Origin of the sequence: Achromobacter sp. ESBL13 (assembly GCF_036668755.1) — a bacterium.
Taxonomy (GTDB): Bacteria; Pseudomonadota; Gammaproteobacteria; order Burkholderiales; family Burkholderiaceae_B; genus Achromobacter.
This window is the reverse complement of record NZ_JAZEVT010000002.1, coordinates 370,895-396,698: the sequence shown is the minus strand read 5'-3', so window position 1 is coordinate 396,698 and position 25,804 is coordinate 370,895. Positions and strand designations below refer to the sequence as shown.

The following is a 25,804-nucleotide window of genomic DNA, read 5'->3' as shown; positions in this document are numbered from 1 at the left end:
TGGACAACCCGGGAGGAGACTCATGGCAACCGAGCCCGCAACGGCCGCCCGCCACACGCCGGTATCGCGCTATGCGCGCTGCGAAGGACGCGAGCTGCACTACATGGAATGGGGCGCACCCGATGCGCCGCCCGTCGTGATGTGGCATGGCCTGGCCCGCACGGGCCGGGATTTCGACGACTTGGCTGAGGCGCTGGCGGGCGACTACCGCGTCATCTGCCCCGACACGATCGGCCGCGGGCTGTCGCAATGGAGCCCCGACGCGGCGGCCGAATACTGCCTGGATTTCTATGCACGCCTGGCACGCGCGCTGGCCGATGGTCTGTCGCTTGTGCGCATGCGCTGGGTCGGCACATCGATGGGCGGCGCCACCGGCATGCACGCGGCCGCCACCACCTTGCGCGACCGGATTTCGCATCTGGTCGTCAACGACATCGGACCCGAGCTGCCCAAGCCGGCCATCGAACGCATCCTGGCGTACGCGGGCAACCCGCCCGCCTTTGATACCGTCACCGAACTGGAAGCCTGGCTGCGCGTCGCCTACCAGCCCTATGGGTGGCAAAGCGATGCGCAATGGCGGCGCATGGCAGAAACGTCGGTGCGGCGGCTGCCCGATGGCCGCGTCACGCCGCATTACGACCCCGCCATCGTCGGGCAGTTTCGCCATCACCCCAATGACTATGACCGCTGGAGCGGCTACGACTCTTTGCGCATGCCGGTGCTGTTGCTGCGCGGCGCGCAGTCCGACCTGCTGCTGCCGGAAGTGGCTCACGCCATGACACAGCGCGGTCCGCGCGCAACGCGCATCGACTTCCCTGATTGCGGCCACGCCCCCGCACTGAACGTCGCGCCGCAGATCGATGCCATCCGCCAATTTCTTGCCACGCCGGATCACACGGCTAACGCTTGCGCCCATTGATACCAATACCAGGAGACTTCCCATGAATCGCATACTGCTCGCCGCGCTGGCGGCACTCTGCATGACCTCGGCGGTGGCCGCCAAGGATTTTGTCGTCGCCCACGTGTATGACAAGACCGGCCCGCTGGAGGCCTATGCCAAACAGACGCAGAACGGCTTGATGCTGGGCCTGGAGTACGCCACGCAAGGCACGATGACCGTGGCCGGCCGCAAGATACGCGTCATAGAAAAGGACAACCAGGGCAAGCCGGACGTTGCCCGCGCGCAGCTGGCGTCGGCCTATGCGGACGACAATGCCGACATCGCGGTGGGCCCCACGTCGTCAGGCGTCGCGTTGGCCATGCTGCCCATCGCCGAGGAATACGAAAAGATCCTGCTGGTCGAGCCCGCCGTCGCGGATTCGATCACCGGCGAAAAATGGAACAAGTACATTTTCCGCACCGGCCGCAACTCGTCGCAGGACGCCATTGCCAACGCGGTCGCGTTCGACCAGGCGGGCACATCCATCGCCATGCTGGCGCAAGACTACGCGTTTGGCCGCGACGGCGTGAAGGCCTTCAAGGGTGCGTTGAAAAACGCCAAGATCGTGCACGAGGAATACCTGCCGGCCAACGCCACCGACTTCACCGCCGGCGCGCAACGCCTGTTTGATGCGCTGAAAGATAAACCCGGCCGCAAGATCATTTTCATCCTGTGGGCAGGTGCCGGAAACCCGTTCAAGATCGCCGACCTGGACCCCAAGCGCTTCGGCATTGAAATTGCCACGGGCGGCAATACGCTGGCCGCGATGACGCCGCTGAAGTCCCTGGCCGGCATGGAAGGCGCCACGTATTACTACTACGGCATTCCAAAGAATCCCATCAACGATTGGCTGGTTGCCGAACACCAGAAACGCTTCGGGCAGCCGCCCGACTTCTTCACGGCCGGCGGCATGTCCTCGGGCATCGCGATCGTGGCAGCGCTGAACAAAACCGCGGGCAACGCCGACACCGACACGCTCATCAAGGCGATGGAGGGCATGAGTTTCGACACGCCCAAGGGCAAGATGACGTTCCGCCCCGAAGACCATCAGGCGATGCAGTCGATGTACCACTTCCGCATCAAGAACGATCCTTCCGTGCCGTGGGCCGTGCAGGATCTGGTCAAGGAAATCACGCCCGATCAGATGAATGTGCCCATTCAGAACAAGCGTTGAAGGCCGGTTGCCGCCATGCTGGAAACCCAATCGCTTACGATCCGCTTCGGCGGGCACGTGGCCGTCAACAACGTCAGTTGCCGCTACGAGCCGGGCACGCTGACGGCCATTGTCGGCCCCAACGGCGCGGGCAAGACAACGTACTTCAACCTGATCTCCGGCCAGTTGCGCGCCAGCGCAGGGTCGGTGAGTCTGAACGGGCGCGACCTGACGTCGCTATCGACCCCCGCGCGCATGCACGCGGGGCTGGGCCGCGCATTTCAGCTGACGCAGCTGTTCCCGCGCCTGTCCGTGCACGAGAACGTGCGGTTGGCGCTGCAATCGCGCCAGCAAGGCCTGAGCTGGCGTCAGATTCGCTTCTGGCGGACTTGGGACGATGATCGCAAGCTGCTGGCACGCGCTGATGCACTGCTTGAACGAACCCGCTTGTCCGCACGCCGCGACCAGGCTGCCGCCGACCTGCCGCACGGCGATCAGCGCAAGCTGGAAATCGCCATGTTGATCGCGCTAGAGCCACAAGTGTTCATGTTTGACGAGCCCACGGCCGGGATGAGCGTAGACGACGTACCCGTGGTGCTGGAGCTGATTCGCGAGCTGAAAACCGACCCGTCGAAAACGATCCTTCTGGTAGAGCACAAGATGGATGTGGTGCGGGAATTGGCCGACCGTATTGTGGTGCTGCATAACGGCCAATTGATGGCTGATGGCGAACCCGCCGCCGTCATCGCCTCGCCCATCGTGCAGCAGGCATACCTGGGTATCGCGCCCGTGGAGACCCCGGCATGAGCCCGCCGCCGCTGCTGGAATTGAAGGGCGTGCACACGCACATCGGCGCGTATCACATCCTGCACGGCGTCGATCTTGCCGTGCCCGCGTCGGCGGTCACCATGCTGCTGGGTCGCAACGGCGCAGGCAAGACCACGACGCTGCGCACGATCATGGGATTGTGGCGCGCGTCGCAAGGCCAGGTTCAGTTCGACGGCGCGCCCGTCGGCGGGCCGGGCACGCGCACATCGCCGCCCGACATGGCTCGCATGGGCATGGCCTACGTGCCCGAGAACATGGGCATCTTTGCCGACCTTTCCGTCAAGGAAAACATCTTGCTGGCCGCGCGCCAGGCCCGAACCGTGGCGCAGTTGGATACGGTGCGATTGGAATGGATTTTCGGATTTTTTCCGGCACTGAAGAAATTCTGGCTGCACCCCGCCGGCAAGCTGTCCGGAGGGCAGAAGCAGATGCTTGCCGTCGCGCGCGCCATCATCGAACCGCGCCGGCTGCTGCTGATCGACGAGCCCAGCAAGGGCCTGGCGCCCGCCATCATCCAGAACATGATCGACGCCTTCATCGAGCTAAAGCAGGCGTCCACCACCATTTTGCTGGTCGAGCAGAACTTCAACTTTGCGCGCCGGGTCGGCGACCATGTGGCCGTCATGGATAACGGCCGCGTCGTTCATGCGGGCGACATGCAGGCGCTGGCGCAAGACGACGCACTACAGACGCGGCTGCTGGGCCTGTCGCTGGGAAGCCATCAATGAGCACGCTGGATATCGATACACCCTTGCCGCGCGTACGTGCGGATCTGCGCCCCGTTCTGCTGGTGCTGGCGCTGGCCGCGCTGGCGCTGCCCTTGGTGGGTTCGTTCTCAACCTGGATCACGCTGACGCTGGCGGGCCTGGCAATGGGCATGATCATCTTCATCGTTGCGTCAGGCATGACGCTGGTGTTCGGGCTGATGGACGTCCTGAACTTCGGCCACGGCCTGTTCATCGCCATTGGCGCCTACATGGCGGCGACCGTGCTGGGCGCGATGTCCGACTGGACCCAGACAGGCAGCCTGTGGATGAACCTGGCCGCCGTACTGCCGGCCATGATCGTGGGCATGCTGGTGGCGGGCGCCGTCGGTCTGGCCTTTGAACGTGTGATCGTGCGCCCCGTGTATGGGCAGCATTTGAAGCAGATCCTGATCACGATGGGCGGCATGATCATCGGCGAAGAGATCATCAAGATGATCTGGGGTCCGCAAACCCTGTCACTGCCGCTACCCGAGGCGCTGCGTGGCGCGTTCCTGCTGGGCGATGCGGCCATCGAGAAATTCCGTATCGTTGCCTTGGCTGTCGGCGTGCTGGTGTTAGGTGGGATGCTGTGGCTGCTGAACCGTACCAAGCTGGGGCTGTTGATCCGCGCGGGCGTCGAAGACCGCGAAATGGTCGAAAGCCTGGGCTACCGCATCCGCCGTCTGTTCGTGGGCGTGTTCGTCGCGGGGTCGATGCTGGCGGGGCTGGGCGGCGTGCTGTGGGGCATGTACCAGCAGTCGATCGTGCCGCAACTGGGTGCGCAGGTGAACGTGCTGATCTTCATCGTCATCATGATCGGCGGCCTGGGTTCGACGGTCGGCTGCCTGATTGGTGCGTTGCTGGTCGGCTTGATGGCCAACTACACCGGCTTTCTGCTTCCCAAGGCGGCCCTGTTCTCGAACATCGCGCTGATGGTCGCCATTTTGTTGTGGCGGCCGCAAGGCGTGTATCCGGTCACCAACCGCTAGGAGCCCAGACATGTCATTTCGCCTGCTCTCCGGCGACCCGCCTCGCAGCCCGCTGCTGGCGCTTGCGCTGATTGCAATCGTCGCCCTGCTTGCTGCCGCGCCCTTTCTCTTTCCCGGTCCCAAATCGCTGGCGGTGGCGGCCAAGATCCTGGTGTTCGTGATTCTGGTCGCCAGCTATGACCTGCTGCTGGGCTACACCGGCATCGTGAGTTTTGCGCACACCATGTTCTTCGGCATTGGCGCCTATGGCGTGGCAATCGCCAGCATCCGGATGGAACCGGGGTGGACGGCGGTGTTCGCAGGGGTGGGCGCGGGCCTAGCGGTATCGCTGGCTTTCGCCTTGCTGATCGGCCTGGCCAGCCTGCGGGTGCGCGCCATTTTCTACGCGATGATCACGCTGGCGGTCGCAGCCGCGTTCCAGACATTGGTGTCGCAATTGTCGGACCTGACAGGCGGCGAAGACGGGCTGAACTTCAAGGTGCCGCAGCTGCTGCGGCCGGCGTTCCGGCCCTTTTCCGAACCGGTGTTTGGCGTCACGATCGACGGCCGCATCATCACTTACTACCTGATTGCCGCGGTCTGCGTGGTGTTGTTCCTGATGCTGCTGCGCATCGTCAATTCGCCGTTCGGCCGCGTGCTCCAGGCCATTCGCGAAAACCCCTTCCGCGCCGAGGCCATCGGCTACCGCACCGTGCTGTACCGCAGCCTGTCGAACCTGCTTGCCGCCGCGTTCGCCACGCTGGCCGGCGCGCTGTACGCGCTCTGGCTGCGCTACAACGGCCCGGACACCACGCTGTCGTTCGAAATCATGCTGAACATCCTGCTGATGCTCGTGATTGGCGGCATGGGCACGATGTATGGTGCGGTGGTGGGCGCCAGCCTGTTCGTATTCGCGCAAAGCTATCTGCAAGACGGCCTGCAAATCATCCACGACGCGGTGACGGGCGTTGCGCCATTGGCGTTGTTATTCGAACCTGACCGCTGGCTGCTATGGCTGGGGATTCTATTCGTGGTGTCGGTGTATTACTTTCCGACGGGAATCGCGGGGCGATTGAGGGAGTTCGCGCGGCGGCGCTAACGCCCTCAAGGGCCTCCGCGTGCCGGCATGCGCCCATGCCCCGCGCTAGGCTTGTCGCCTTATTTCACCTTGCTGCTTACGCGATCCAGGTCGCGGCTAAGCTGGTCAATCTGACGCTGCATCGCGCTGAACTGCCGCTCGTTCGCGCTGTTGCTGTTGCTGCTGCTACTGCGGCTGCTGTCGCTTTGCTTGCGCTCCAGTGAGGCAATCTTTTTGTCCTGATCGTCCACCTTGCGTTGCAGCGCGCGGTTCTCGTTTTTCAAATCGTCCAGGGTACGCGTTTGATCCCGGACCTGATCCATCGTCCTCTGCAACTCCCTGACTTCCATGCCGGCGCGCGCCCGGCTATCGCTCCCAACGACCAGCACGCTGTCGTGGATGGGCCGAGAGATCTCCACATCCTTGAAAACAATGTTTTGTGCGCTTGCGAATGTTGAGAAACCCGCGCCCGCCAACACCATGAAACCTGCTATGCCAAGCTTGCCCGCGGACCTGATCATGTTGCCACTCCTGTGGTCAGAATTGTCAGCGCAATGGGTGCGCTGGCTGGATTTATATCAGGAGCCATGGGGGGTTGTAACAACGCAGGCACCAATAGTGGCTACGCTGCGTTTCAAAGCCGGCAAGGACCAGGCAGCAACCGCGGCGACGGTCACTTTCCGCTCTGGCGCAGCGTGTCCGCCTCGCGCCGCAGGCTGTCGACTCGCCGCTGCATCTCGTCGATCTTGCCTCGGTCAAGCTGCGAGCCAGCCGGCGTAGGCTGCAAGGGCCGCATCGTCGAACCCGTATTCAACGGCATCATGGCGGGCGCAGCCCCAGCGGCGTTGGCCGGCTTCTGGGTGAACAGGCGCTCCAGCAATAGCATTTGATTGCGCTGATTCTCCAGGGTCTGTTCCTGCGAGGCCAGCGCTTGCTCGTCCTCGTCATCCGATCCGAAGATGGCGGCGTGGTCACGGGACCCGGGAGGCAGCTTCACGCGAGGCTCGGGCCCGGCGTTCAAGACGTTCTTACCGACACGGGCGTCATCGGGTGGCGCCGCCGGGCCGTTACCTGCGCCCGCATCCACCGCTTGCGCGGCGGCGGTACCAGCCAAACAAAAGGCGGCCACAAGCACATTGGCCCGTACGGTACTGCGCATGATGTTCCTGACCCGCATCGGCATCGATCTCAAGGACAAAAAAAACGGCAAGGGGTTTAGCCCTTGCCGTTTTATATCAGAACGGCGAACCGTTCCGATGACTGCTTCACTTAGATGATACGTGCGGCTTCAACCAGACGCACCACACGCCACGACTTCGAGCGCGAGATGGGACGGCCTTCAGCGATTTCAACCGTATCGCCTTCGTTGTATTGGTTCGATTCATCGTGCGCCTTGTACTTCGCGGAGCGCATGATGATCTTGCCGAAGATGGGGTGCTTGACGCGGCGCTCAACGAGCACAACGACAGTCTTGTCCATCTTGTTGCTGACGACCTTGCCAACCAGCGTACGCTGGCGCTTGGCCACTTGGGTGTTTTGAGTTTCGCTCATGTTTATTTCCCTGCCTTCTCGGTCAGCAAGGTACGAACGCGCGCAATGTCGCGACGCACGTTGCGCAGCTGGCTGGTGTTGGCCAGTTGCTGCGTGGCCTTCTGCATACGCAGACCGAATTGTGCCTTCAGCAGGCTTTCGAGCTCTTTGCCGAGCTCGGCGGCGTCTTTCGAACGGAGTTCGCTAGCTTTCATGTTAGTACTCCTTAAGCACCGATATGACGCGCGACGAACGTGGTCGAAATCGGCAGCTTGGCAGCGGCCAGGCGGAAAGCTTCACGCGCGATCTCTTCGCTCACACCTTCCATTTCGTAGAGCACTTTGCCGGGCTGAATTTCAGCGACCCAGTACTCAGGATTGCCCTTACCGTTACCCATACGGACTTCGGCGGGCTTTTGCGAGATGGGCTTATCCGGGAAAATGCGAATCCAGATACGGCCGCCACGCTTGATGTGACGATTGATAGCACGACGAGCGGCTTCGATCTGGCGAGCGGTCAGACGGCCACGGCCGGTGGCCTTCAGACCGAATTCGCCGAACGACACGTGGGTACCACGAGTCGCCAGACCGGTGTTGCGGCCCTTCTGCTCTTTGCGATACTTTCTGCGAGAGGGTTGCAGCATGGTTATTCTCCTTCAGGCGCCGGAGCAGCGTCCGCCTTGCGGGGACCACCACGACCACGACCACCCGGACGACCGGTGCGAGCACCGTCCGGACGATCACCACGCGGAGCGCGGCGCGGACGACGTTCTTCTTCGCGCGGGGCAGCGGTTTCCGGCGGCAATTCGCCGTTAGCCAGCATGTCGCCCTTGTAGACCCAGACCTTGATGCCGATCACGCCATACGTGGTGTGGGCTTCGGAGGTGCCGTAGTCGATGTTGGCCTTGAGGGTGTGCAGCGGCACACGGCCTTCGCGATACCACTCGGTGCGAGCAATTTCGATACCGTTCAGACGGCCCGAGCTCATGATCTTGATGCCTTGGGCACCCAGACGCATCGCGTTTTGCATCGCGCGCTTCATTGCGCGACGGAACATGATGCGCTTCTCGAGCTGTTGCGAGATCGAGTCGGCGATCAGTTGAGCATCGGTTTCCGGCTTGCGGATTTCTTCGATGTTGACGTGCACAGGCACGCCCATCAGACGCTGCAGATCAGCCTTCAGGCTTTCGATGTCTTCGCCGCGCTTGCCGATCACCACGCCCGGACGAGCCGAGTAGACGGTGATGCGGGCATTCTTGGCCGGACGCTCGATGATCACGCGACCAACGGAGGCGCTCTTGAGCTTCTTTTTCAGGTACTCGCGAACGCGAATGTCTTCGGCAAGCATCGTGCCGAAGGCCTTGTCGTCGGCGAACCAACGCGAGGACCAATTACGGGTGACCGCGAGACGGAACCCAGTGGGGTGAATTTTCTGACCCATCGTGACTCCTTAAGCTCCGACCTTGACCGTGATATGGCAGGTCTGCTTCTCGATACGGTTGCCGCGGCCCTTGGCGCGAGCGGAGAAGCGCTTCATCGACTGAGCCTTGTCCACAAAAATCGTGGTGACTTTCAGTTCGTCGATATCGGCGCCGTCGTTGTGCTCGGCGTTGGCGATGGCGGACTCGACAGCCTTCTTCAGGATGACGGCAGCCTTCTTCGGCGAGAAGGTGAGGATTTCCAGGGCACGGCCGACCTTCTGGCCACGGATCAAGTCCGCAACCAAACGGGTCTTCTGTGCCGAGATGTGCACCCCACGGATAATGGCAGTAGTTTCCATCGCTTACCTCTTCGCCTTCTTGTCCGCAGCGTGGCCCTTGAACGTACGGGTCAGCGCGAACTCGCCCAGCTTGTGACCGACCATGTTCTCGTTGATGTACACGGGGACATGTTGCTTGCCGTTGTGGACCGCGATCGTCAGACCGATGAACTCGGGCAGGATCGTGGAACGACGCGACCAGGTCTTGATCGGCTTCTTGTCTTTGCCCGCGACGGCCGTGTCCACCTTTTTGATCAGGTGAGCATCGACAAACGGGCCTTTCTTGATCGAACGTGACATAGTGTTCGCCTCTTACTTGCGCTTGCGCCGTTGGACGATCATATTGTTCGTCCGCTTGTTGCGACGGGTCTTGAAACCCTTCGCCGGGGTGCCCCACGGGCTGACCGGCTCGCGTGCTTCACCGGTACGGCCTTCGCCGCCACCGTGCGGGTGATCCACCGGGTTCATGGCAACGCCACGAACCGTCGGGCGGATACCACGCCAACGCATTGCACCGGCCTTGCCGATTTGGCGCAGGCTGTGTTCTTCGTTACCGACTTCACCAATGGTGGCGCGGCATTCGATGTGCACACGGCGAACTTCACCCGAGCGCAGACGAACCTGAGCGTAGATGCCTTCGCGAGCCAGCAGGACGGCGGAAGCGCCGGCCGAACGGACCATTTGAGCACCCTTGCCAGGCAGCATTTCGACGCAGTGAATCGTCGTACCCACCGGGATGTTGCGGATCGGCAGCGTGTTACCAGCGCGGATCGGAGCATCGGTGCCCGACAGCAAGGTAGCACCCACTTCCAGACCACGCGGAGCGATGATGTAACGACGTTCGCCGTCGGCGTAGCACAGCAGAGCAATGTGCGCCGTACGGTTGGGGTCATATTCCAGACGCTCGACCTTTGCCGGGATACCGTCCTTGTCGCGACGGAAGTCGACGACGCGGTAGTGTTGCTTGTGACCACCACCACGGTGGCGGATCGTGATGTGACCGTTGTTGTTACGGCCAGAACCACGGGTCTTCTTTTCCAGCAGCGGCGCGTAGGGCTCACCCTTGTGCAGGTTCGGGCTAACAACCTTCACCATGCCACGGCGGCCAGCCGATGTCGGCTTAACTTTTACGAGGGCCATTTACTTCACCTCCGCAAAGTCGATTTCCTGGCCGTCCTTGAGCGACACGTAAGCCTTGCGCTCATTACGGCGACGGCCAACGAATCGGCCAAAGCGCTTGACTTTGCCCTTACGGTTGAGGACCTGCACGGACTCGACCTGCACTTTGAAGAGCAGTTCGACGGCAGCCTTGATTTCCGGCTTGGTAGCGTCAGCCACGACACGGAAAGCGACTTGCTGATTCTTCTCAGCGACGAACGTGGCCTTTTCGGTCACGATCGGAGCCAGAATGACTTGCATCAAGCGTTCAGCGTTCATCCCAGCATCTCCTCGAGTTGAGCGATGGCCGGCTTGGTGATCAGCACTTTCTTGTAGTGGACCAGCGACAACGGATCGGCATAACGGGGCTCGACAACAGCAACGTGCGGCAGGTTGCGGGTGGCGAGGTAAACATTCTCATCAACGCTGTCGGTGATGATCAGGACAGAGTCCAGGCCCAGGCTCTTCAGCTTTGCAGCAGCAGCCTTGGTCTTGGGCGATTCCAGATCAAACGATTCGACAACGGCGATACGGTCTTCACGAGCCAGTTGCGACAAGATCGAACGGATCCCGGCGCGGTACATCTTCTTGTTGACCTTCTGGCTGAAGTTCTCTTCGGGCGAGTTCGGGAAAATCCGACCACCGCCACGCCACAGCGGCGACGAAGTCATACCAGCGCGTGCGCGGCCGGTACCCTTCTGGCGCCAGGGCTTCTTGGTCGAGTGCTTAACTTCGGCACGATCCTTCTGAGCGCGGTTGCCGGCACGGGCATTGGCTTGGAAAGCCACCACGATCTGATGAATCAGCGCTTCGTTAAAGTCACGGCCGAAGATCGTATCGGGCGCGCTGAACGTAGCAGCGGCCTGACCTTGGTCGTTCAGGAGCTTGAGATCCATTTACTTACGCTCCCTTCTTGGCCGGGGCCTTGATGGCCGGGCGCACGACGATGTCGGCGCCAGCGTGGCCGGGGACAGCGCCCTTGACCAGCAGCAGGCCGCGCTCAACGTCAACGCGAACGACGTCGAGGTTTTGAACGGTGCGGGTGACATCACCCAGGTGACCAGCCATCTTCTTACCCGGGAACACGCGGCCCGGATCTTGAGCTTGGCCAATCGAGCCCGGGACGCGGTGCGAACGGGAGTTACCGTGCGACGCGCGTTGCGAACCGAAGTGGTGACGCTTGATGGTACCGGCGAAGCCTTTACCAATGGTCGTGCCCGTCACGTCGACCTGTTGGCCGGCTTCGAACACGGATTCCACGGCGATCACGGAACCGGCTGCAAATTCAGCAGCGCGAGCGGGATCAAGGCGGAATTCTTTGAGGATGCTACCGGCTTCAGTGCCGGCTTTGGCGTAGTGGCCCGTTTGCGGCTGAGCCACACGCGAGGCACGACGAGTGCCATAAGCCACTTGGATCGCGGCGTAGCCGTCGGTTTCCAGCGACTTAACTTGGGTCACGCGGTTGTTAGACACGTCCAGCACGGTTACCGGGATGGATTCACCTTCCTCGGTAAAAATGCGGGTCATGCCGACCTTGCGACCCACCAGCCCCAGCCGGTGAGCGGCGGGCGTGGGTGTCGAATTCGACATCGTTTTCTCCATTCCTGACTGCGATTGGTCAGGGCTAATCAGGCAAAAGGTAACGGCCTTTGCCCTACGACTATGTTCAACCTGGTTGGTTTTGCCTTAGAGGTGCCTTTGCCTTGCAGCAAAGATTCAAGCCAATCCGCCCATAGTTAGACTCGCCACAAAATGGCAAGCTTGGCATATTAGCATGATTTTTTTAGGTGGCACAAGCACTTAGCCCGCTTTGGACAGGGGAAAGTGGGCTGTTTTGCCACACCTCAAACAGGAAGAATCGGTTGCCGAAACCGTTCCCGATTGGGTGCCCGACGGGCCGCCCCGCGAACTGGGCGCCCATGGGACAGTGAGTGGCCGCTTACCGGGCAACGGCACGCGCCTCCGAGCCAACGAATCACGCCACTTTCCCGGCCCTGCCCGACTCGTGCCAGGGGATCAGCACCTTGCGAAGCGATCCCACCGCGAAGTAAAGCACAAAGCCGATCATCGCCAGCAGCAGTACTACGGCGAATAGCGTGTCGACCTCCATGTCCTGCAACTTGACGGTGGCCAGGTAACCCAGCCCGCGCGAGCCGGCCACAAACTCCGACACCACCGCGCCGATGATGGACAACACGATCGCCATTTCCATACCCGTCAATATATAGGGCAGCGACGCCGGTATCACCAACAGGCGGAAACGTTTGCGGCCGGTCGCGTTGCCCACCTGAAAGACCTCGACCAAGCCGGTGTCGACCGATTTCGCCCCCAGGTAGCTATTGGCAAACACGGGAAAGAACGCCAGCAGCGCCGAGATCACGATCTTGGATTCGATGCCAAAGCCGAACCAGAGGATAAAAAGCGGGATAAGCGCGACCTTGGGCGTCAGTTGCAAGGCGACGACGAACGGCTTGAAGATCGTATCCAGCAGTTCGACCCTGCCCAGCACCTGGCCGATAAACGTACCCAACACCACCGCGATCACGAACCCGCCCAGACACTCGACCAGCGTCGTGTAGATGTGGAAATAGGTATCAGGCCGCTGCATCAACTGCACCAGCGCGGCCAGCACGTTCTCGGGCGGAGGCAGCACCAGCGGCGACACGTCAAAAAGCGTCACATAGCTTTTCCACAGGACAAAGAACACCAGCACGGAACCGAGTTGAATGGCGATGCGTGTCATTCAGATCTCCAGGTGTTTGCGCAGTTCGGCGCACAGCCGCGCGTATTCGGGGTGTTCGCGCAGCTTGGTACGCGGACGCGGCAAATCCACGCGGATCTGCGCAGCCACACGGCCCGGACGGGCGGACATGACGATGACGCGGTCGGCCAGATGCACGGCCTCGCTGATCGAGTGAGTAATGAGGAACGCCGCAAAGCCCTCGCGCATCCAGATGCGTTCGGCGTCCGCAATGATCTGCTCGCGGGTCAGTGCATCCAACGCACCGAAGGGTTCATCCAGCAACAGCAACTCGGGGTTTGAGAACAGCGCCCGCGCGAAGGACGCGCGCTGGCGCATGCCGCCCGATAGCTCCGACGGATTGCGCTTTTCGAATCCGCCAAGGCCCACCATGGCGCACAACTGGCGAGCGCGTTCCAAGTCTGCGCGCGTAGCCCCCGTAGTCATCAGCTTGGGCAGTGCCACGTTCTGCTCGATATTCAGCCATGGCAGCAGACGATGTTCTTGAAAGGCGACGCCAAAGCGAACCGGGTTGGAAGCACCCCGCCCCGGCCAGGCGATCTGGCCTTCGCTGGGCGACTCCAGGCCACACAGCAGCCGCAGCAAGGTGGACTTGCCGCAGCCTGACGGCCCGATGATGGCCACGAATTCGCCCGGCGCGATATGTTGGTTCACCCCTTGCAAGGCGATGGTCACGCCCGAGTCGGTCTTGAATTTCTTGGTGACGTCGATGAAGCGGACGATCGCCGTGCCCGCATCCACCGCCGGCGCTATGGATAGGGCTTCAGGCAACAGCGCTCTCCCAGATGTCGTTGGTATAGAGCTTGCGATCGGTCGTGCGCATCAGGCCGGCGTCCAACAGCAGTTTGCTGCCTTCCTGCCATTGCTTGGGATCGTTGCGCACCGCCTGTTCCGCGCCATGGCTCAGCCAAAGTTCGCGGTTGCCGCGCAGGTCTTGCAGTGCGATATCGGCCTTATCGATACCTGGGATATCGAACGCGTCGCCCATCAGCGCGATAGCTTGCATCAAGGCTGCGTCATCCATCGCGGCCAGTTCCCTCACGGCTTGCACCACGCCACGGGTGAAGGCGACATAGGCGTCACGGTTTGCCGCCAGTTCGCTTTCGCGCGCCACATAGACCTGGCCGGGCACGCCATCGTCGGCATGCATGACCGAGATCGCCAGCTTTTGCGCCCGCAAACGCGACACCGTGCTGGTATTGCCGAAGAAGGCATGCACGCGGCCTGCCTCGATCATCGCGAACGATGCGGGACCATCGGCGACCCGTTCGCGGCGCACCGATGTCGGGTCGACGCCCGCGTGCACCAGCATCAGGTTCAAGGTGGCTTCCATCGAGCCCCCAAACGAGGCCAGTCCGACGATCTTGCCGGCCAACTCGCCAGCGTCCGCGATCGGCGCGCGCTCGGCGGACACCACGACGAACGGCGAAATCTGGGCGATGGTGCCGAACGCGACGACGTCGGAGTTGCCTTGCGCGCGAGCGGACATATAGTTGGCGGCGCCCGTGCGGCCGGCGTTGACCTGGCCCGCAGCGGCCAGTTGCACGACTTGCGCCGCGCCGCGGCCAACCTCCACGCGCAGGTCCAGGCTTTGCGCCTTGAACTTGCCGGACGCCGATGCATACAGCACGGGCGCAAAGGCCAAGGACAACGTGAACGGCGTCAGGAACGTAAACTTGCCGCCCGGTGCGGCGCGCACGACACCCGCCGCGGGCAACATCAGGGCGCCCGCCATGCCGGCGGCCGCCCCCAGGAAAGATCTGCGGTTCATCAAGGGTCTCCAAACGGGGACTTCATCCAGGGGCGAAATTCGGGGAGGCCGAATACGGCAGATGCTGCTAGGACACGCGCATCACGCCTTCGCCGCCGCCGCGGCGCGTTTGCGCTCCACCTTGGCGATGGCGATCGGATGGTCGGCGGGATAGTCAGGCAAGTCCGGGCGGTTCGCGCCGAGCATCACGCACATCAGCGCCTCTTCCTGGCCTTCGTTACGCAGGCCTCGATAGATGCCCGGCGGCACCGAGATCACATCGCGTTCGCTCAGTTCGGTTTCGAAGGTCTCGCCCTGGTATTCCAGGAACAAACGGATGTTGTGGCCGCGCAGGATGAAGAAGGCCTCTTCGACATCCGGGTGTACGTGCATGGGACCCTCACAACCGGCCGGCAGCACCATGGTGGAGAACGTGAAGTGCTCTGCCGGAATCGAGTTCTGGTCCTCCCGCACGCCGGCTGCGCCGGTGCCGATGTAGCGCGTTTGCGCACGACGATAGACGGGGTCGACTTCGGCCTGCCAGCCCAACGCGCTCCAGTCGTAAGTACGCGTCGCACGGCGGGCGACCCGAGTTTCCATCCATTCGCCCAGCGTCTTGTCCTTAGGACGTTTCCAACTGGCGAACTGGGGATGCTCCTGATCGGGAACGGGGGTCTCTTCGGTGTGGGTTACAGCATTCATGGCGTTTCCTTTTTAGTCGCGTTCGGCCAGGCCATTCCTGGCGGAAACGACGGGGGTTGCGATCAGAACGAGCGCTGGATGCCGGCGCCGAACTGGCGGCGGCTGATGTCGTCGCCAGCGGTGGGGTCGCGCACGTCGGTGTTGTTGAAGAGCATGTCCAGGTTCTTGGCGCAGCCGCCGCGACACCGATGGCCTATGTTTTATATATGAGACACAGCTTTACCGATGAGACGAACGAAGTATAATAGTGCGGCATCCCAAACCATTCCCGGGGATTACCCGTATGCGCTCTGCATTCGCTTCTTCCGCGTCGCCAGTGGGGCTCGGCCTGCTGCCCGACCCCACGCGCGCCTTGTCCGCCCGACTTGAAGACCTGGATAAAGGCTTCCCTTTGCACCAGATGCCCCTGGGGTTCGGCACCCTTGCCTACCGAATCGCGGGTGCCGGCCCCACCGTGGTTTTGCTGCACGGGATCGGGTCCGCCGCCGGCTGCTGGCTGGATGTCGCGCTGACGTTGCGCGACCGATTCCGCATCCTGGCCTGGAATGCGCCGGGCTATGCCGGATCCACGCCGCTGCGCCAAGCGCATCCGTCGGCCGACGATTACGCCGCCGCCTTACATCAGTTGCTGGCACACACGGGCGTGTCGGAATGCGTGATGGTCGGCCATTCCCTTGGTGCCATCGTGGCGGGCGCTTATGCGGCACGCGACAGGCGGGCGGAGGTTCAGCGGTTAGTGCTGCTCAGTCCGGCACAGGGGTATGCAAGCCATGACGCGGCACGGCGCGAGGCCGTACGCACGCGCCGCTTGACCTTATTGGAGACAGAAGGCATCGACGGCATCGCCGCGCAAAGGGCTTCTGCACTGCTATCGAATGCGGCGACGCCCGCCATGCAGGAATGGGCGAGTTGGAACATGCGCCAGATCTCGCCGGCCGGTTACCGCCAAGCGGTCAGCCTTCTGTGCGATAGCGACCTCTTGTCCCGCCCCGCACCCGCCATGCCGGTGGACGTGCGGGTAGGCAACCACGACGTCATCACGCCCGCCGCTCACGGCCAAGCCGTCGCACAAGCGTGGAACGCTTCGTTTGCACTGATCGACGGTGCAGGCCACGCCTGCCATATCCAGTGCCCAGCACAAGTTGCCGAGATCGTGTGCCGGGCGCTCCCGAACCGGCGGGCCGGTTGAACCCACCCTAGGCCGCGAGCAACCGACGATCGACGGAGCCTGCGTCATGCATGCGGTATGCGACGCTGCGGATGAACTATCCACCTCATTCGATTATGTGCCCGCATAGACCGGGCGCAACGTCGCCGTTGGAAGAACCCGAACCTGAACCCGTACCAATTCAAGGACGTACCGATGTTGAAGATAGCCATGGTGGGCTGCGGCGCAATCGGCGTTGCCGCGCTGGAGTTGCTTGCCTGCCGGACTGACTTGGTGGTGACCACGGTGCTTGTGCCCCCGCCGCACCGGGCCGATGCGCGCCAGCGTATCCAGCCTTGGGCGCGGCGAGCCACCATTCACGCCAGCCTAGACGAGGCGCCTACGCGGCCGGACTTGCTTGTGGAATGCGCCGGACACGGCGCCATCGTCGAGCATGTGCTGCCCGCCCTGCGGGCCGGGATTCCGTGCGTGATCGCGTCAGTGGGCGCCTTGGCGGCGCCCGGGCTCATTGAAGAGTTGGAGCAGGCCGCGCGGGCCGGTCAGACGCGCGTGCAACTGCTGTCCGGGGCCATCGGCGCCATTGATGCGCTGGCTGCGGCACGGCACGGGGGTCTGGACGAGGTCGTGTACATCGGCCGCAAACCACCGCTTGCCTGGAGCGGCACGCCAGCGGCTCAGCAGTTCGATCTGACGTCCTTGGCCCAAAGCCCCACGGTCATTTTCGAAGGCAGCGCACGTGAAGCCGCATCCGCGTACCCAAAAAACGCGAACGTGGCAGCCACGCTCGCACTGGCGGGACTTGGTCTGGACCATACGCGTGTGCGGCTGTGGGCGGATCCCGGGGTACAAGACAACGTGCACCACGTTCACGCCAGAGGCGCGTTCGGGGAGTTTGAGTTGACGATGCGCGGCAAGCCCTTGGCCGCGAACCCCAAGACCTCGTCGTTGACGGTCTACAGTTTGGTCCGGGCCATCTGCAATGCCGTGGAGCCGCTGGTGATCTGATCACGCAGCAACAAACACCGCCGCAAAACAAAATGGCCGCATTCCCTTGGGAACACGGCCATTCTTTACGAGCCTACCGGCGAAGGTAGCAGGCCCGAATCGCCTTACTGCAGCGCGATTTCGACGTCAACGCCGGCCGGCAGGTCCAGACGCATCAGAGCGTCAACGGTCTTGTCGGTGGGATCAACGATGTCCATCAGGCGCTGGTGCGTACGGATTTCGAACTGGTCGCGCGACGTCTTGTTGACGTGCGGCGAACGCAGAACGTCGTAGCGACGGATACGCGTGGGCAGCGGCACCGGGCCGCGGACGACGGCGCCGGTACGCTTGGCGGTGTCGACGATTTCAGCGGCCGATTGATCGATCAGCTTGTAATCGAATGCTTTCAAGCGGATACGGATCTTTTGGTTTTTCATGGCGTTTCCTAAAGAACGAGAGGCGAAGGCGACGAGGCGCCCTCGCTGGTTGTTTGCTGCTTAAGTGATCCGAATTACTTCAGGATCTTGGCGACGACGCCGGCGCCGACGGTACGACCGCCTTCACGGATAGCGAAACGCAGGCCTTCTTCCATGGCGATGGGAGCCAACAGCTTGACCGTCATGGCCACGTTGTCGCCCGGCAGAACCATTTCCTTGTCGGCCGGCAGCTCGATCGTGCCCGTCACGTCCGTCGTGCGGAAGTAGAACTGGGGACGATAGCCCTGGAAGAACGGAGTGTGACGGCCGCCTTCTTCCTTGGACAGGATGTACACCTCGGACGTGAAGTCCGTGTGCGGGGTGATCGAGCCCGGCTTGGCCAACACTTGGCCGCGCTGGACGTCTTCACGCTTGGTGCCGCGCAGCAAAATGCCCACGTTGTCGCCGGCTTGACCTTGGTCCAGCAGCTTGCGGAACATTTCAACGCCCGTGCAAGTCGTCTTGACCGTCGGCACCAGACCCACGATTTCGATTTCTTCGCCGACCTTGACAATGCCGCGTTCGATACGGCCCGTCACCACCGTGCCACGACCCGAGATCGAGAACACGTCTTCAACCGGCATCAGGAACGTGCCGTCCACGGCGCGCTCAGGCGTCGGGATGTACGAATCCAGTGCAGCGGCCAAAGCCATGATGGCTTGCTCGCCCAGCTCGCCCTTGTCGCCTTCCAGCGCCAGCTTGGCCGAACCCTTGACGATCGGGGTGTCATCACCCGGGAAGTCGTACTTGGACAGCAGTTCGCGAACTTCCATTTCCACCAGCTCGAGCAGCTCGGCGTCGTCAACCATGTCAGCCTTGTTCAGGAAGACGATGATGTACGGCACACCAACCTGGCGGCTCAGCAGAATGTGTTCGCGCGTTTGCGGCATCGGGCCGTCAGCGGCCGACACAACCAGAATCGCGCCGTCCATTTGCGCCGCGCCCGTGATCATGTTCTTCACATAGTCAGCGTGGCCCGGGCAGTCAACGTGAGCGTAGTGACGCGCTTCGGTTTCGTACTCGACGTGGGCGGTGTTGATCGTGATGCCGCGAGCCTTTTCTTCAGGAGTCGCATCGATCTGGTCGTAGCCCTTGGCTTCGCCACCGAACTTGTTCGACAGAACGGTCGTGATAGCTGCCGTCAACGTCGTTTTGCCGTGGTCAACGTGACCAATCGTACCCACGTTCACGTGCGGCTTGGTACGTTCAAACTTGCCTTTTGCCATGATCTCTATCCTTTAACTTTCAAGGAAACTTGAATCTGCCAGGCCACCCGGATGGGCGGACCTGGCTAGGGTTATTTACTTGGCCCGAGCGGCGATGACTTCGTCAGCGACGTTCTTGGGAGCCTCGGAGTAATGCTTGAATTCCATCGTGTACGTGGCACGACCTTGCGTCAACGAACGCAGGTTCGTGGCGTAACCGAACATCTCGGCCAGGGGAACTTCAGCCTTGATGGTCTTGCCGCCACCGACCATGTCGTCCATGCCTTGGACCATGCCGCGACGCGAGGACAGATCGCCCATCACGGTACCAGCGTAGTCTTCCGGCGTTTCGACTTCAACGGCCATCATCGGTTCCAGCAGCACGGGGCTGGCCTTGCGCAGACCTTCCTTGAATGCCATGGAGCCGGCCATCTTGAACGCGTTCTCGTTCGAGTCCACATCGTGGTACGAACCGAAGAACAGCGTGCACTTGACGTCGACGATCGGGTAGCCAGCCAACACGCCCGAAGGCAGCGTTTCCTGAATGCCCTTGTCCACCGCGGGGATGTATTCGCGAGGAACCACACCGCCCTTGATGGCGTCCACGAATTCGTAGCCACCGCCAGGAGGCAACGGCTCGACCTTCAGCACCACGTGACCGTACTGGCCACGGCCGCCCGACTGCTTGACGAACTTGCCTTCAACTTCGTCGCAGGTCTTGCGGATGGTTTCACGGTAGGCCACTTGCGGCTTGCCGACGTTGGCTTCAACGCCGAACTCACGCTTCATGCGGTCGACCAGAATTTCCAGGTGAAGCTCGCCCATACCCGAAATGATGGTTTGGCCGGATTCTTCGTCGCTGCGCACGCGGAACGACGGATCTTCCTGAGCCAGACGCGACAGCGCCAGACCCATCTTTTCCTGGTCAGCCTTCGACTTCGGTTCCACGGCCTGCGAAATCACGGGCTCGGGGAAAATCATGCGTTCGAGCAAGATGTGCGAATCGGTGTCGCACAGCGTTTCGCCGGTGGTCACGTCTTTCAGACCCACCACGGCGGCGATGTCGCCTGCCAACACTTCCTTGATTTCTTCGCGGTTGTTCGCGTGCATCTGCAGAATGCGGCCGATACGTTCTTTCTTGCCCTTGATGGGGTTGTAGACCGTGTCGCCCGACTTCAGGACGCCCGAGTAAACGCGCACGAAGGTCAATTGACCCACGAACGGATCGCTCATCAGCTTGAATGCCAGTGCCGAGAACTTCTCGCCGTCGTCCGCTTCACGCGTGACGGGATTGCCATCGTCGTCCTGGCCGTCAACCGCGGGAATGTCCACGGGCGAAGGCAGGTAGTCGATGACCGCGTCCAGCATGCGCTGCACGCCCTTGTTCTTGAAGGCGGTGCCGCACAGCATCGGCTGGATTTCGCCAGCGATGGTGCGTTGGCGAATGGCCAGGTTGATTTCGGCTTCTTCCAAGGAACCCGTTTCCAGGTACTTGTTCATCAGCTCTTCCGACGACTCAGCGGCGGCTTCAACCAGCTTTTCACGCCATTCGTTGGCCAGGCCTTCCAGCTCGGCGGGAATATCGTGGTAGTCGAACTTGATGCCTTGGCTGGCTTCGTCCCAAATGATCGCCTTCATCTTGACCAGGTCGACCACGCCTTGGAACGTGTCTTCGGCACCGATCGGGATCACGATCGGCACGGGATTGGCGCGCAGGCGGTTCTTCAGCTGGTCATAGACCTTGAAGAAGTTGGCGCCGGTGCGGTCCATCTTGTTGACGAAGGCCAGACGCGGCACGCCGTACTTGTTGGCTTGGCGCCAAACGGTTTCGGACTGCGGCTGAACGCCACCCACCGCGCAATAGACCATGCAAGCACCGTCCAGGACGCGCATGGAACGTTCCACCTCAATGGTGAAGTCCACGTGACCCGGGGTGTCGATGATGTTGATGCGGTGTTCGGGATAGTTCTTCGCCATGCCACGCCAAAACGCCGTCGTAGCTGCCGACGTAATGGTGATGCCACGCTCTTGCTCTTGTTCCATCCAGTCCATGGTGGCTGCGCCATCATGCACTTCGCCAATCTTGTGATTGACGCCGGTGTAGAACAGGATACGTTCGGTCGTGGTGGTTTTCCCTGCATCGATGTGCGCAGAGATACCAATGTTGCGATAGCGCTCGATCGGGGTTTTGCGGGCCATGGTGGATTAGTCCTTAAATTACCAGCGGAAATGGCTGAAGGCCTTGTTGGCCTCTGCCATCTTGTGCGTGTCTTCGCGCTTCTTCATCGCGGCGCCACGACCTTCGGAGGCGTCGATCAGTTCGCCAGCAAGACGCAGATCCATCGACTTCTCGCCACGCTTCTTAGCGGCTTCACGGAGCCAACGCATAGCCAGGGCCAGGCGGCGCACGGGGCGCACTTCAACCGGCACTTGGTAGTTGGCACCGCCAACGCGGCGGCTCTTCACTTCGACGATCGGCTTGATGTTGTTGATCGCCAGGCTGAAAACTTCGATCGGCTCTTTGCCGGTCTTGGTTTGCACTTGCTCGAGGGCACCGTAGACGATGCGCTCGGCGACGGCCTTCTTACCGTCCAGCATGACGACGTTCATGAACTTGGCGAGCTCGACGCTGCCGAACTTGGGATCGGGCAGAATCTCGCGCTTGGGTACTTCGCGACGACGGGGCATTGTTGCTTCCTTGTGTCTGTTCAGTTGAACCGTGTTTCATTACACGGCCATGGCCGCCCATTGGGACGACCCCTTACGTGCCGCGCTCCTTCCCAAAATCCGGAGGGCGCGGTCGCACTTCCCTAGTGACGGGCTTCCGCCACACGGGGTTACTGCTGACTCGTTATTAAGCCTTCTTCGGGCGCTTGGCGCCGTACTTCGAGCGGGCTTGCTTACGATCCTTGACGCCTTGCAGGTCGAGGGAACCGCGCACGATGTGATAACGCACACCGGGCAAGTCCTTCACACGACCGCCACGCACCAGAACCACCGAGTGCTCTTGCAGGTTGTGGCCTTCACCGCCGATGTACGAAATGACTTCGTAACCGTTGGTCAGACGCACTTTGGCAACCTTGCGCAGAGCGGAGTTCGGCTTCTTGGGGGTGGTGGTGTACACGCGAGTGCACACGCCGCGGCGTTGCGGGCAGTTTTCGAGCGCGGGGCTCTTGCTTTTGATGATGCTGACTTCGCGCGGCTTGCGCACGAGTTGGCTAATGGTAGGCATGACCTTTGAAATCCCTTTTACGTACCACTGGTAAGTACTTACGTACTCGTCTCCTCAAGCAGTGAATTCTCTCGGAGAAGGCAGTTCGCGCAAAACCGCCTCAAACGTTCATATACGTAAAAGAGCGGGCTTGCCAACAAACCATGACAAACGCACAAAACTGATAGCGGCCGGCATTCAAGGACGAAGTCGCAACTGATGGACCGAAAACCGAAGGCTCGTGACGCACCTGGTTTCAGATCCTGGACTAAGTTCTTGAACTGTTTGCCTTTTGCGTACAGATTTTGCGCGCGAAATAAAGCAGTAAGCCCTTTAGCATAACTGAGATCAAGGCGTACTGTCAAAGTTTTTTGTAAGCCCCCGCACGCCGCGCGTTGGCGACAAAAAGGCGGCGACTTAGGGCCGGCTGGCGCAAAATGGGGTCATGTAGCCGGACGGATCCGACCCTTTGAAACACGCCAAGCCGTACTCGTCGGACGTTGCCGTCCTGGGGTAAACCATGAGTATTTTTTGGCCTACCGCGCAGTGTAGCCCCAGGCGCGGGCTAATGGTCGGCGAACAAGTAACCGCTGCCGTAGACGGTGCGGATGGGCAACATCACGCCGGCCAATTCCGCCTTGCGCCGCAGCCGGCTGACGATCACGTCGATGCTGCGCGATCCGCTTGATCGCACGCCGCCGCCTTCCACCCGAAGCTCGTCGCCCAGTTCCGAGCGTCCCACTGCCCTGCCCGCCACTTCCAGCAATGAGCGCACGATAAGGCGCTCGTTAGCCGACAGCGAAATCGTGGCGCCCGACGGGGCGGCCAGCGTCCACCCCTGGTCGCGCAATTCCCATTGGCCGGTGACCGGCTCCTCGTCGACCTGGTCGGCTGGGGTTGCGGGCAGGCGGCGCGCCAGCGCCAACAGGATGCAGGACAGTTCGCGCGGATCCTGGGGTTCCGGCAGACAGGCGTCGGCGCCGCTCTGCAAGCAACGCAGCCGGCTGTCCACGGACATGCCCCGGCCGGTGACCACGATTCCCATCGACGAAGATCCGTGCAAGCGGGCAACCAGGGCATAACCGATTTCGCCCATCGCCCCCACATCGAGGATCACGGCATCGTAGGTGCCGCTATTGAGCAACCCGAAAAGCTCAAGGGATGTCGAACATCCGCGCGCGGAAATTCCAGCTTGCAGCAAGGCGGACACGGCGGCGTTTTGGGCGACCTCGTCCGGCGACATCATAAGTATGCGCAATTGATTCATAGCTAATTCCACCTCTGACCCGAGCCCGCGCACCCGACGTTTGTAACGTCGGCGCAGGGGACGGTTGAGACAGTGTGGCGCGGTGTTACGCAACAACTCCAGTCAAGATTCGTTAACTTTGCAATGTTTGACAGTTCTTGCCACAACGTAGCCAGACACGGACCTCAGCGAGTTATCATTCGTTTACACAAATTCGCTCACCTTTGCATCAGGCCGCCAACGCGCGCGCAGAAGTGGCAAAACTCCGCGAGAACTTCCGATGAAAATCGCGTCGCTGGAAGACGATCTAGACCAAGCCCGGCGCATTCACCAAGTGCTGACCGCTGCGGGTTACACGTGCCTCAGTTATCACCAGAGCCGGGACCTGTTGGCCGCGTTGCGCACCGAGAATTTTGATCTGGTGCTGCTGGATTGGCACCTGCCAGACATTGACGGTGACGATGTGGTGCGCTGGCTGCGCGCCAATATCGGTCCGCGCGTACCGGTTATCTTCTTGACCAATCGCTCGTCGGAAGATGATCTGGTCGAAGGGCTGCGCGCGGGCGCCGACGATTACATCGTCAAGCCGCTACGTCCGCTGGAGTTGCTGGCACGCGTGGCAGCGCTGTTGCGACGCAGCCAGATCGCCGAGCCCGCCAAGGATGCAATTGAGGTCGCGCATTACCGCATCGAGCCCGCGGCGCGCGTCATTTCATTGCACGGCGCCCCCGTGTCGCTGGCGCCCAAGGAATTCGAGCTGGCGCTGCTTTTCTTTCGCAACCTGGGCCGGCTGATGTCGCGCGACGTGCTGGCCGAATGCGTCTGGAACCGCGAAATCCCCGCCACGTCCCGCACGCTGGACACGCATCTGTCCAACATCCGTCAAAAGCTCCAGATCCGCCCCGAGCACGGCGTGCGCCTGAGCTCGTCGTATGCCCTTGGCTACCGGTTGGAATTGATAAGCGCCGCTGACGACAGCGTCACCAACCCGTCATAGACGCTACGCGCGCTTTCCTGGAGAACCCGACCTATGAGCCGCTGCCGCGCGCTTTCTTCGCTTGCCCTGCTCTGCTGCCTGACCGTGTCCGGCGTGGCGCATAGCCAGCCCGCGGGCGCATTGGGCGATGATTTCATCTACCGCATCCGCCCGGGTGACACCCTGATAGAGCTGGCCACGCAATACACCCGCAACCAAGCCAACTGGACGCGGCTGCAAACGGTGAACAAGGTCGACAAGCCCGAGCAATTGCCGATCGGCCTTGAACTGCGGATCCCGCTGTCGATGATTCCGGTACGGCCCGCGCCGGCGCGCGTTGTGCATGTCAGCGGGCAAGCGGATGTGAATGGCAAGGCACTGCAAGCGGGAACAAGCGTCTCGGAAGGCAGCAAGGTCGTGACCTCGCCAAACGGCTTTGTCACGTTAGAACTTGCGGACGGATCCAAGCTGACGTTGCCTGCCGGGGGGGCCGTTGAATTGTCCCGGCTGCGCCAGTTTGAAGGCACCGCGCTGACCGACTCGGTCATCAACGTCCAGCGCGGCGGTGTTGAATCCACCGTCGCCCCCACCGGACAAGGCGTGGGCCGTTTTGAGATCCGGACGCCGGTCGCCGTGACCGGCGTGCGCGGCACACGGTTCCGCGTGCAAAGCGGCACCGGCGGCGTGCAAAGCGAAGTGTTGGAAGGCAGCGTGCGCTTGCAAGCGCATGCGCAGGGCACGGCACCCAGCAAGCCGGTCGCGGTGGCTCGTGGCTATGGCGCCGCAGTGCGCAACGACGGCAGCATGTCGGGCGTGCGCCTACTGCTGGCCGCGCCAGAACTCGGCCAGCCCACGCGTCGGGGCGGTGGCGCATGGACGAGCGCGTTCGCACCGGTGCCGGGCGCCCAAAGCTACCTGGTACGTGTTTCGCGCGATGCGGAAGGCGCCCTGCCCGTGTCATCCGAAAGCTTCGCCGCAAACGACATTCAGTTCCGGGCCCCTGGGCCCGGTACGTACTACGTATCCGTGCGCGCGGTCGACGAGCTGGGCTTGCGCGGCCAGGACGCGGTTGCAACGTTCGAAGGCGCAAACCAATTGATGACGTCGTCCGGCCTGGGCGTCAGCAGCGGCAGCGGCGGATTCATCACGCTGACCGAGTACTAGGG

The 25,804-nt window shown here is 61.8% G+C and carries 32 protein-coding genes; 10 read left to right on the top strand and 22 right to left on the bottom strand.

What is annotated here, in order from left to right; translation table 11 throughout:
* Positions 1 to 22: 22 nt before the first annotated feature.
* Genes V6F88_RS10605 through V6F88_RS10580 form a run of 6 tightly spaced genes read left to right on the top strand, consistent with a single transcriptional unit; the run spans position 23 to position 5,734 of the window.
* Positions 23 to 919 carry an alpha/beta fold hydrolase gene (locus V6F88_RS10605; protein ID WP_332609404.1) on the top strand — a complete coding sequence of 299 codons (897 nt, stop codon included), beginning with the start codon at positions 23 to 25 and terminating at the stop codon, positions 917 to 919.
* A 22-nt stretch (positions 920 to 941) separates the two neighbouring features.
* A complete protein-coding gene (locus V6F88_RS10600; protein ID WP_332609403.1) occupies positions 942 to 2,114 on the top strand; it encodes a substrate-binding domain-containing protein in 1,173 nt (390 codons plus the stop codon).
* Positions 2,115 to 2,129: 15 nt separating this feature from the next.
* Entirely contained in the window at positions 2,130 to 2,900 is a 771-nt protein-coding gene (locus V6F88_RS10595; protein ID WP_332609402.1) for an ABC transporter ATP-binding protein, read from the top strand.
* Complete coding sequence (locus V6F88_RS10590) at positions 2,897 to 3,649, top strand: ABC transporter ATP-binding protein (protein WP_332609400.1); 753 nt, start codon at positions 2,897 to 2,899, stop codon at positions 3,647 to 3,649. The genes V6F88_RS10595 and V6F88_RS10590 overlap by 4 nt, the downstream gene beginning before the upstream one ends.
* Positions 3,646 to 4,656, top strand: a complete 1,011-nt coding sequence (locus V6F88_RS10585) for a branched-chain amino acid ABC transporter permease (protein ID WP_332609398.1) — start codon at positions 3,646 to 3,648, stop codon at positions 4,654 to 4,656. Before V6F88_RS10590 ends, V6F88_RS10585 begins: the two co-directional genes overlap by 4 nt.
* 10 nt (positions 4,657 to 4,666) lie before the next feature.
* Positions 4,667 to 5,734: a branched-chain amino acid ABC transporter permease gene (locus V6F88_RS10580; RefSeq protein ID WP_332609396.1), complete on the top strand. Its 1,068-nt coding sequence runs from the start codon at positions 4,667 to 4,669 to the stop codon at positions 5,732 to 5,734.
* 59 nt (positions 5,735 to 5,793) lie between these two features.
* Here the strand turns inward: V6F88_RS10580 and V6F88_RS10575 are convergent, their stop codons facing one another.
* The 16 genes from V6F88_RS10575 to V6F88_RS10500 all read right to left on the bottom strand — a co-directional run bounded on the left by V6F88_RS10575 (position 5,794) and on the right by V6F88_RS10500 (position 15,372).
* Positions 5,794 to 6,234: a hypothetical protein gene (locus V6F88_RS10575; protein ID WP_332609395.1), complete on the bottom strand. Its 441-nt coding sequence runs from the start codon at positions 6,232 to 6,234 to the stop codon at positions 5,794 to 5,796.
* A 152-nt stretch (positions 6,235 to 6,386) separates the two neighbouring features.
* Positions 6,387 to 6,872 (bottom strand): hypothetical protein, encoded by a 486-nt coding sequence (locus V6F88_RS10570; RefSeq protein ID WP_332609394.1) that lies wholly within the window; start codon positions 6,870 to 6,872, stop codon positions 6,387 to 6,389.
* 110 nt (positions 6,873 to 6,982) lie between these two features.
* The gene (rpsQ, locus tag V6F88_RS10565; protein WP_006216549.1) at positions 6,983 to 7,264 is read right to left on the bottom strand and encodes a 30S ribosomal protein S17; all 282 of its coding nucleotides are present in this window, start codon (positions 7,262 to 7,264) and stop codon (positions 6,983 to 6,985) included.
* A gap of 2 nt (positions 7,265 to 7,266) precedes the next feature.
* Positions 7,267 to 7,458 carry a 50S ribosomal protein L29 gene (gene rpmC / locus V6F88_RS10560; RefSeq protein WP_003806912.1) on the bottom strand — a complete coding sequence of 64 codons (192 nt, stop codon included), beginning with the start codon at positions 7,456 to 7,458 and terminating at the stop codon, positions 7,267 to 7,269.
* A gap of 11 nt (positions 7,459 to 7,469) precedes the next feature.
* Positions 7,470 to 7,886 carry a 50S ribosomal protein L16 gene (gene rplP / locus V6F88_RS10555; protein ID WP_006216552.1) on the bottom strand — a complete coding sequence of 139 codons (417 nt, stop codon included), beginning with the start codon at positions 7,884 to 7,886 and terminating at the stop codon, positions 7,470 to 7,472.
* Positions 7,887 to 7,888: 2 nt separating this feature from the next.
* Positions 7,889 to 8,683: a 30S ribosomal protein S3 gene (gene rpsC / locus V6F88_RS10550; protein WP_006216553.1), complete on the bottom strand. Its 795-nt coding sequence runs from the start codon at positions 8,681 to 8,683 to the stop codon at positions 7,889 to 7,891.
* 9 nt (positions 8,684 to 8,692) lie between these two features.
* Entirely contained in the window at positions 8,693 to 9,022 is a 330-nt protein-coding gene (gene rplV, locus V6F88_RS10545; protein WP_006227021.1) for a 50S ribosomal protein L22, read from the bottom strand.
* Between the two features lie 3 nt (positions 9,023 to 9,025).
* Positions 9,026 to 9,301, bottom strand: coding sequence for a 30S ribosomal protein S19 (rpsS, locus tag V6F88_RS10540; RefSeq protein WP_006216555.1), 276 nt, complete (start codon positions 9,299 to 9,301; stop codon positions 9,026 to 9,028).
* Between the two features lie 12 nt (positions 9,302 to 9,313).
* The gene (rplB, locus tag V6F88_RS10535; protein ID WP_006216556.1) at positions 9,314 to 10,141 is read right to left on the bottom strand and encodes a 50S ribosomal protein L2; all 828 of its coding nucleotides are present in this window, start codon (positions 10,139 to 10,141) and stop codon (positions 9,314 to 9,316) included.
* Positions 10,142 to 10,438, bottom strand: a complete 297-nt coding sequence (rplW, locus tag V6F88_RS10530) for a 50S ribosomal protein L23 (protein ID WP_006216557.1) — start codon at positions 10,436 to 10,438, stop codon at positions 10,142 to 10,144.
* A complete protein-coding gene (rplD, locus tag V6F88_RS10525) occupies positions 10,435 to 11,055 on the bottom strand; it encodes a 50S ribosomal protein L4 (protein WP_006216558.1) in 621 nt (206 codons plus the stop codon). The genes rplW and rplD overlap by 4 nt, the downstream gene beginning before the upstream one ends.
* A 4-nt stretch (positions 11,056 to 11,059) precedes the next feature.
* A complete protein-coding gene (rplC, locus tag V6F88_RS10520) occupies positions 11,060 to 11,749 on the bottom strand; it encodes a 50S ribosomal protein L3 (RefSeq protein WP_052946063.1) in 690 nt (229 codons plus the stop codon).
* Between the two features lie 385 nt (positions 11,750 to 12,134).
* A complete protein-coding gene (locus tag V6F88_RS10515) occupies positions 12,135 to 12,902 on the bottom strand; it encodes an ABC transporter permease (RefSeq protein ID WP_332609391.1) in 768 nt (255 codons plus the stop codon).
* Positions 12,903 to 13,691, bottom strand: coding sequence for an ABC transporter ATP-binding protein (locus V6F88_RS10510; RefSeq protein ID WP_332609389.1), 789 nt, complete (start codon positions 13,689 to 13,691; stop codon positions 12,903 to 12,905). It abuts the gene before it with no gap.
* Complete coding sequence (locus tag V6F88_RS10505; RefSeq protein WP_332609387.1) at positions 13,684 to 14,691, bottom strand: ABC transporter substrate-binding protein; 1,008 nt, start codon at positions 14,689 to 14,691, stop codon at positions 13,684 to 13,686. The genes V6F88_RS10510 and V6F88_RS10505 overlap by 8 nt, the downstream gene beginning before the upstream one ends.
* Positions 14,692 to 14,772: 81 nt before the next feature.
* On the bottom strand, positions 14,773 to 15,372 hold the full coding sequence (locus V6F88_RS10500) for a cupin domain-containing protein (RefSeq protein WP_332609385.1): 600 nt from the start codon (positions 15,370 to 15,372) through the stop codon (positions 14,773 to 14,775).
* A 283-nt stretch (positions 15,373 to 15,655) separates the two neighbouring features.
* Between V6F88_RS10500 and V6F88_RS10495 the strand changes: the two genes are divergently transcribed.
* Together V6F88_RS10495 and V6F88_RS10490 are read left to right on the top strand one after the other, a co-directional pair.
* Positions 15,656 to 16,561 (top strand): alpha/beta fold hydrolase, encoded by a 906-nt coding sequence (locus V6F88_RS10495; RefSeq protein WP_332609383.1) that lies wholly within the window; start codon positions 15,656 to 15,658, stop codon positions 16,559 to 16,561.
* Positions 16,562 to 16,735: 174 nt separating this feature from the next.
* On the top strand, positions 16,736 to 17,545 hold the full coding sequence (locus V6F88_RS10490; protein WP_332609381.1) for an aspartate dehydrogenase: 810 nt from the start codon (positions 16,736 to 16,738) through the stop codon (positions 17,543 to 17,545).
* Positions 17,546 to 17,649: 104 nt separating this feature from the next.
* On the opposite strand, the gene rpsJ is transcribed toward V6F88_RS10490, so the two are convergent.
* The 6 genes from rpsJ to V6F88_RS10460 form a co-directional block, all read right to left on the bottom strand.
* Positions 17,650 to 17,961 (bottom strand): 30S ribosomal protein S10, encoded by a 312-nt coding sequence (rpsJ, locus tag V6F88_RS10485; RefSeq protein ID WP_003806903.1) that lies wholly within the window; start codon positions 17,959 to 17,961, stop codon positions 17,650 to 17,652.
* 74 nt (positions 17,962 to 18,035) lie between these two features.
* Positions 18,036 to 19,226, bottom strand: coding sequence for an elongation factor Tu (gene tuf, locus V6F88_RS10480; protein ID WP_006221899.1), 1,191 nt, complete (start codon positions 19,224 to 19,226; stop codon positions 18,036 to 18,038).
* 75 nt (positions 19,227 to 19,301) lie between these two features.
* Positions 19,302 to 21,404, bottom strand: a complete 2,103-nt coding sequence (gene fusA / locus V6F88_RS10475) for an elongation factor G (protein WP_332609378.1) — start codon at positions 21,402 to 21,404, stop codon at positions 19,302 to 19,304.
* An 18-nt stretch (positions 21,405 to 21,422) separates the two neighbouring features.
* Entirely contained in the window at positions 21,423 to 21,893 is a 471-nt protein-coding gene (rpsG, locus tag V6F88_RS10470; RefSeq protein ID WP_006216561.1) for a 30S ribosomal protein S7, read from the bottom strand.
* A gap of 166 nt (positions 21,894 to 22,059) precedes the next feature.
* Complete coding sequence (rpsL, locus tag V6F88_RS10465) at positions 22,060 to 22,437, bottom strand: 30S ribosomal protein S12 (protein ID WP_005017264.1); 378 nt, start codon at positions 22,435 to 22,437, stop codon at positions 22,060 to 22,062.
* Between the two features lie 544 nt (positions 22,438 to 22,981).
* On the bottom strand, positions 22,982 to 23,683 hold the full coding sequence (locus tag V6F88_RS10460) for a response regulator transcription factor (RefSeq protein WP_332609375.1): 702 nt from the start codon (positions 23,681 to 23,683) through the stop codon (positions 22,982 to 22,984).
* 259 nt (positions 23,684 to 23,942) lie between these two features.
* Here V6F88_RS10460 and V6F88_RS10455 point away from each other — a divergent pair, with 259 nt between their 5' ends.
* A complete protein-coding gene (locus tag V6F88_RS10455; protein WP_332609373.1) occupies positions 23,943 to 24,659 on the top strand; it encodes a response regulator transcription factor in 717 nt (238 codons plus the stop codon).
* A gap of 33 nt (positions 24,660 to 24,692) precedes the next feature.
* Complete coding sequence (locus tag V6F88_RS10450) at positions 24,693 to 25,802, top strand: FecR domain-containing protein (RefSeq protein ID WP_332609371.1); 1,110 nt, start codon at positions 24,693 to 24,695, stop codon at positions 25,800 to 25,802.
* The last annotated feature ends 2 nt before the right edge of the window (positions 25,803 to 25,804 follow it).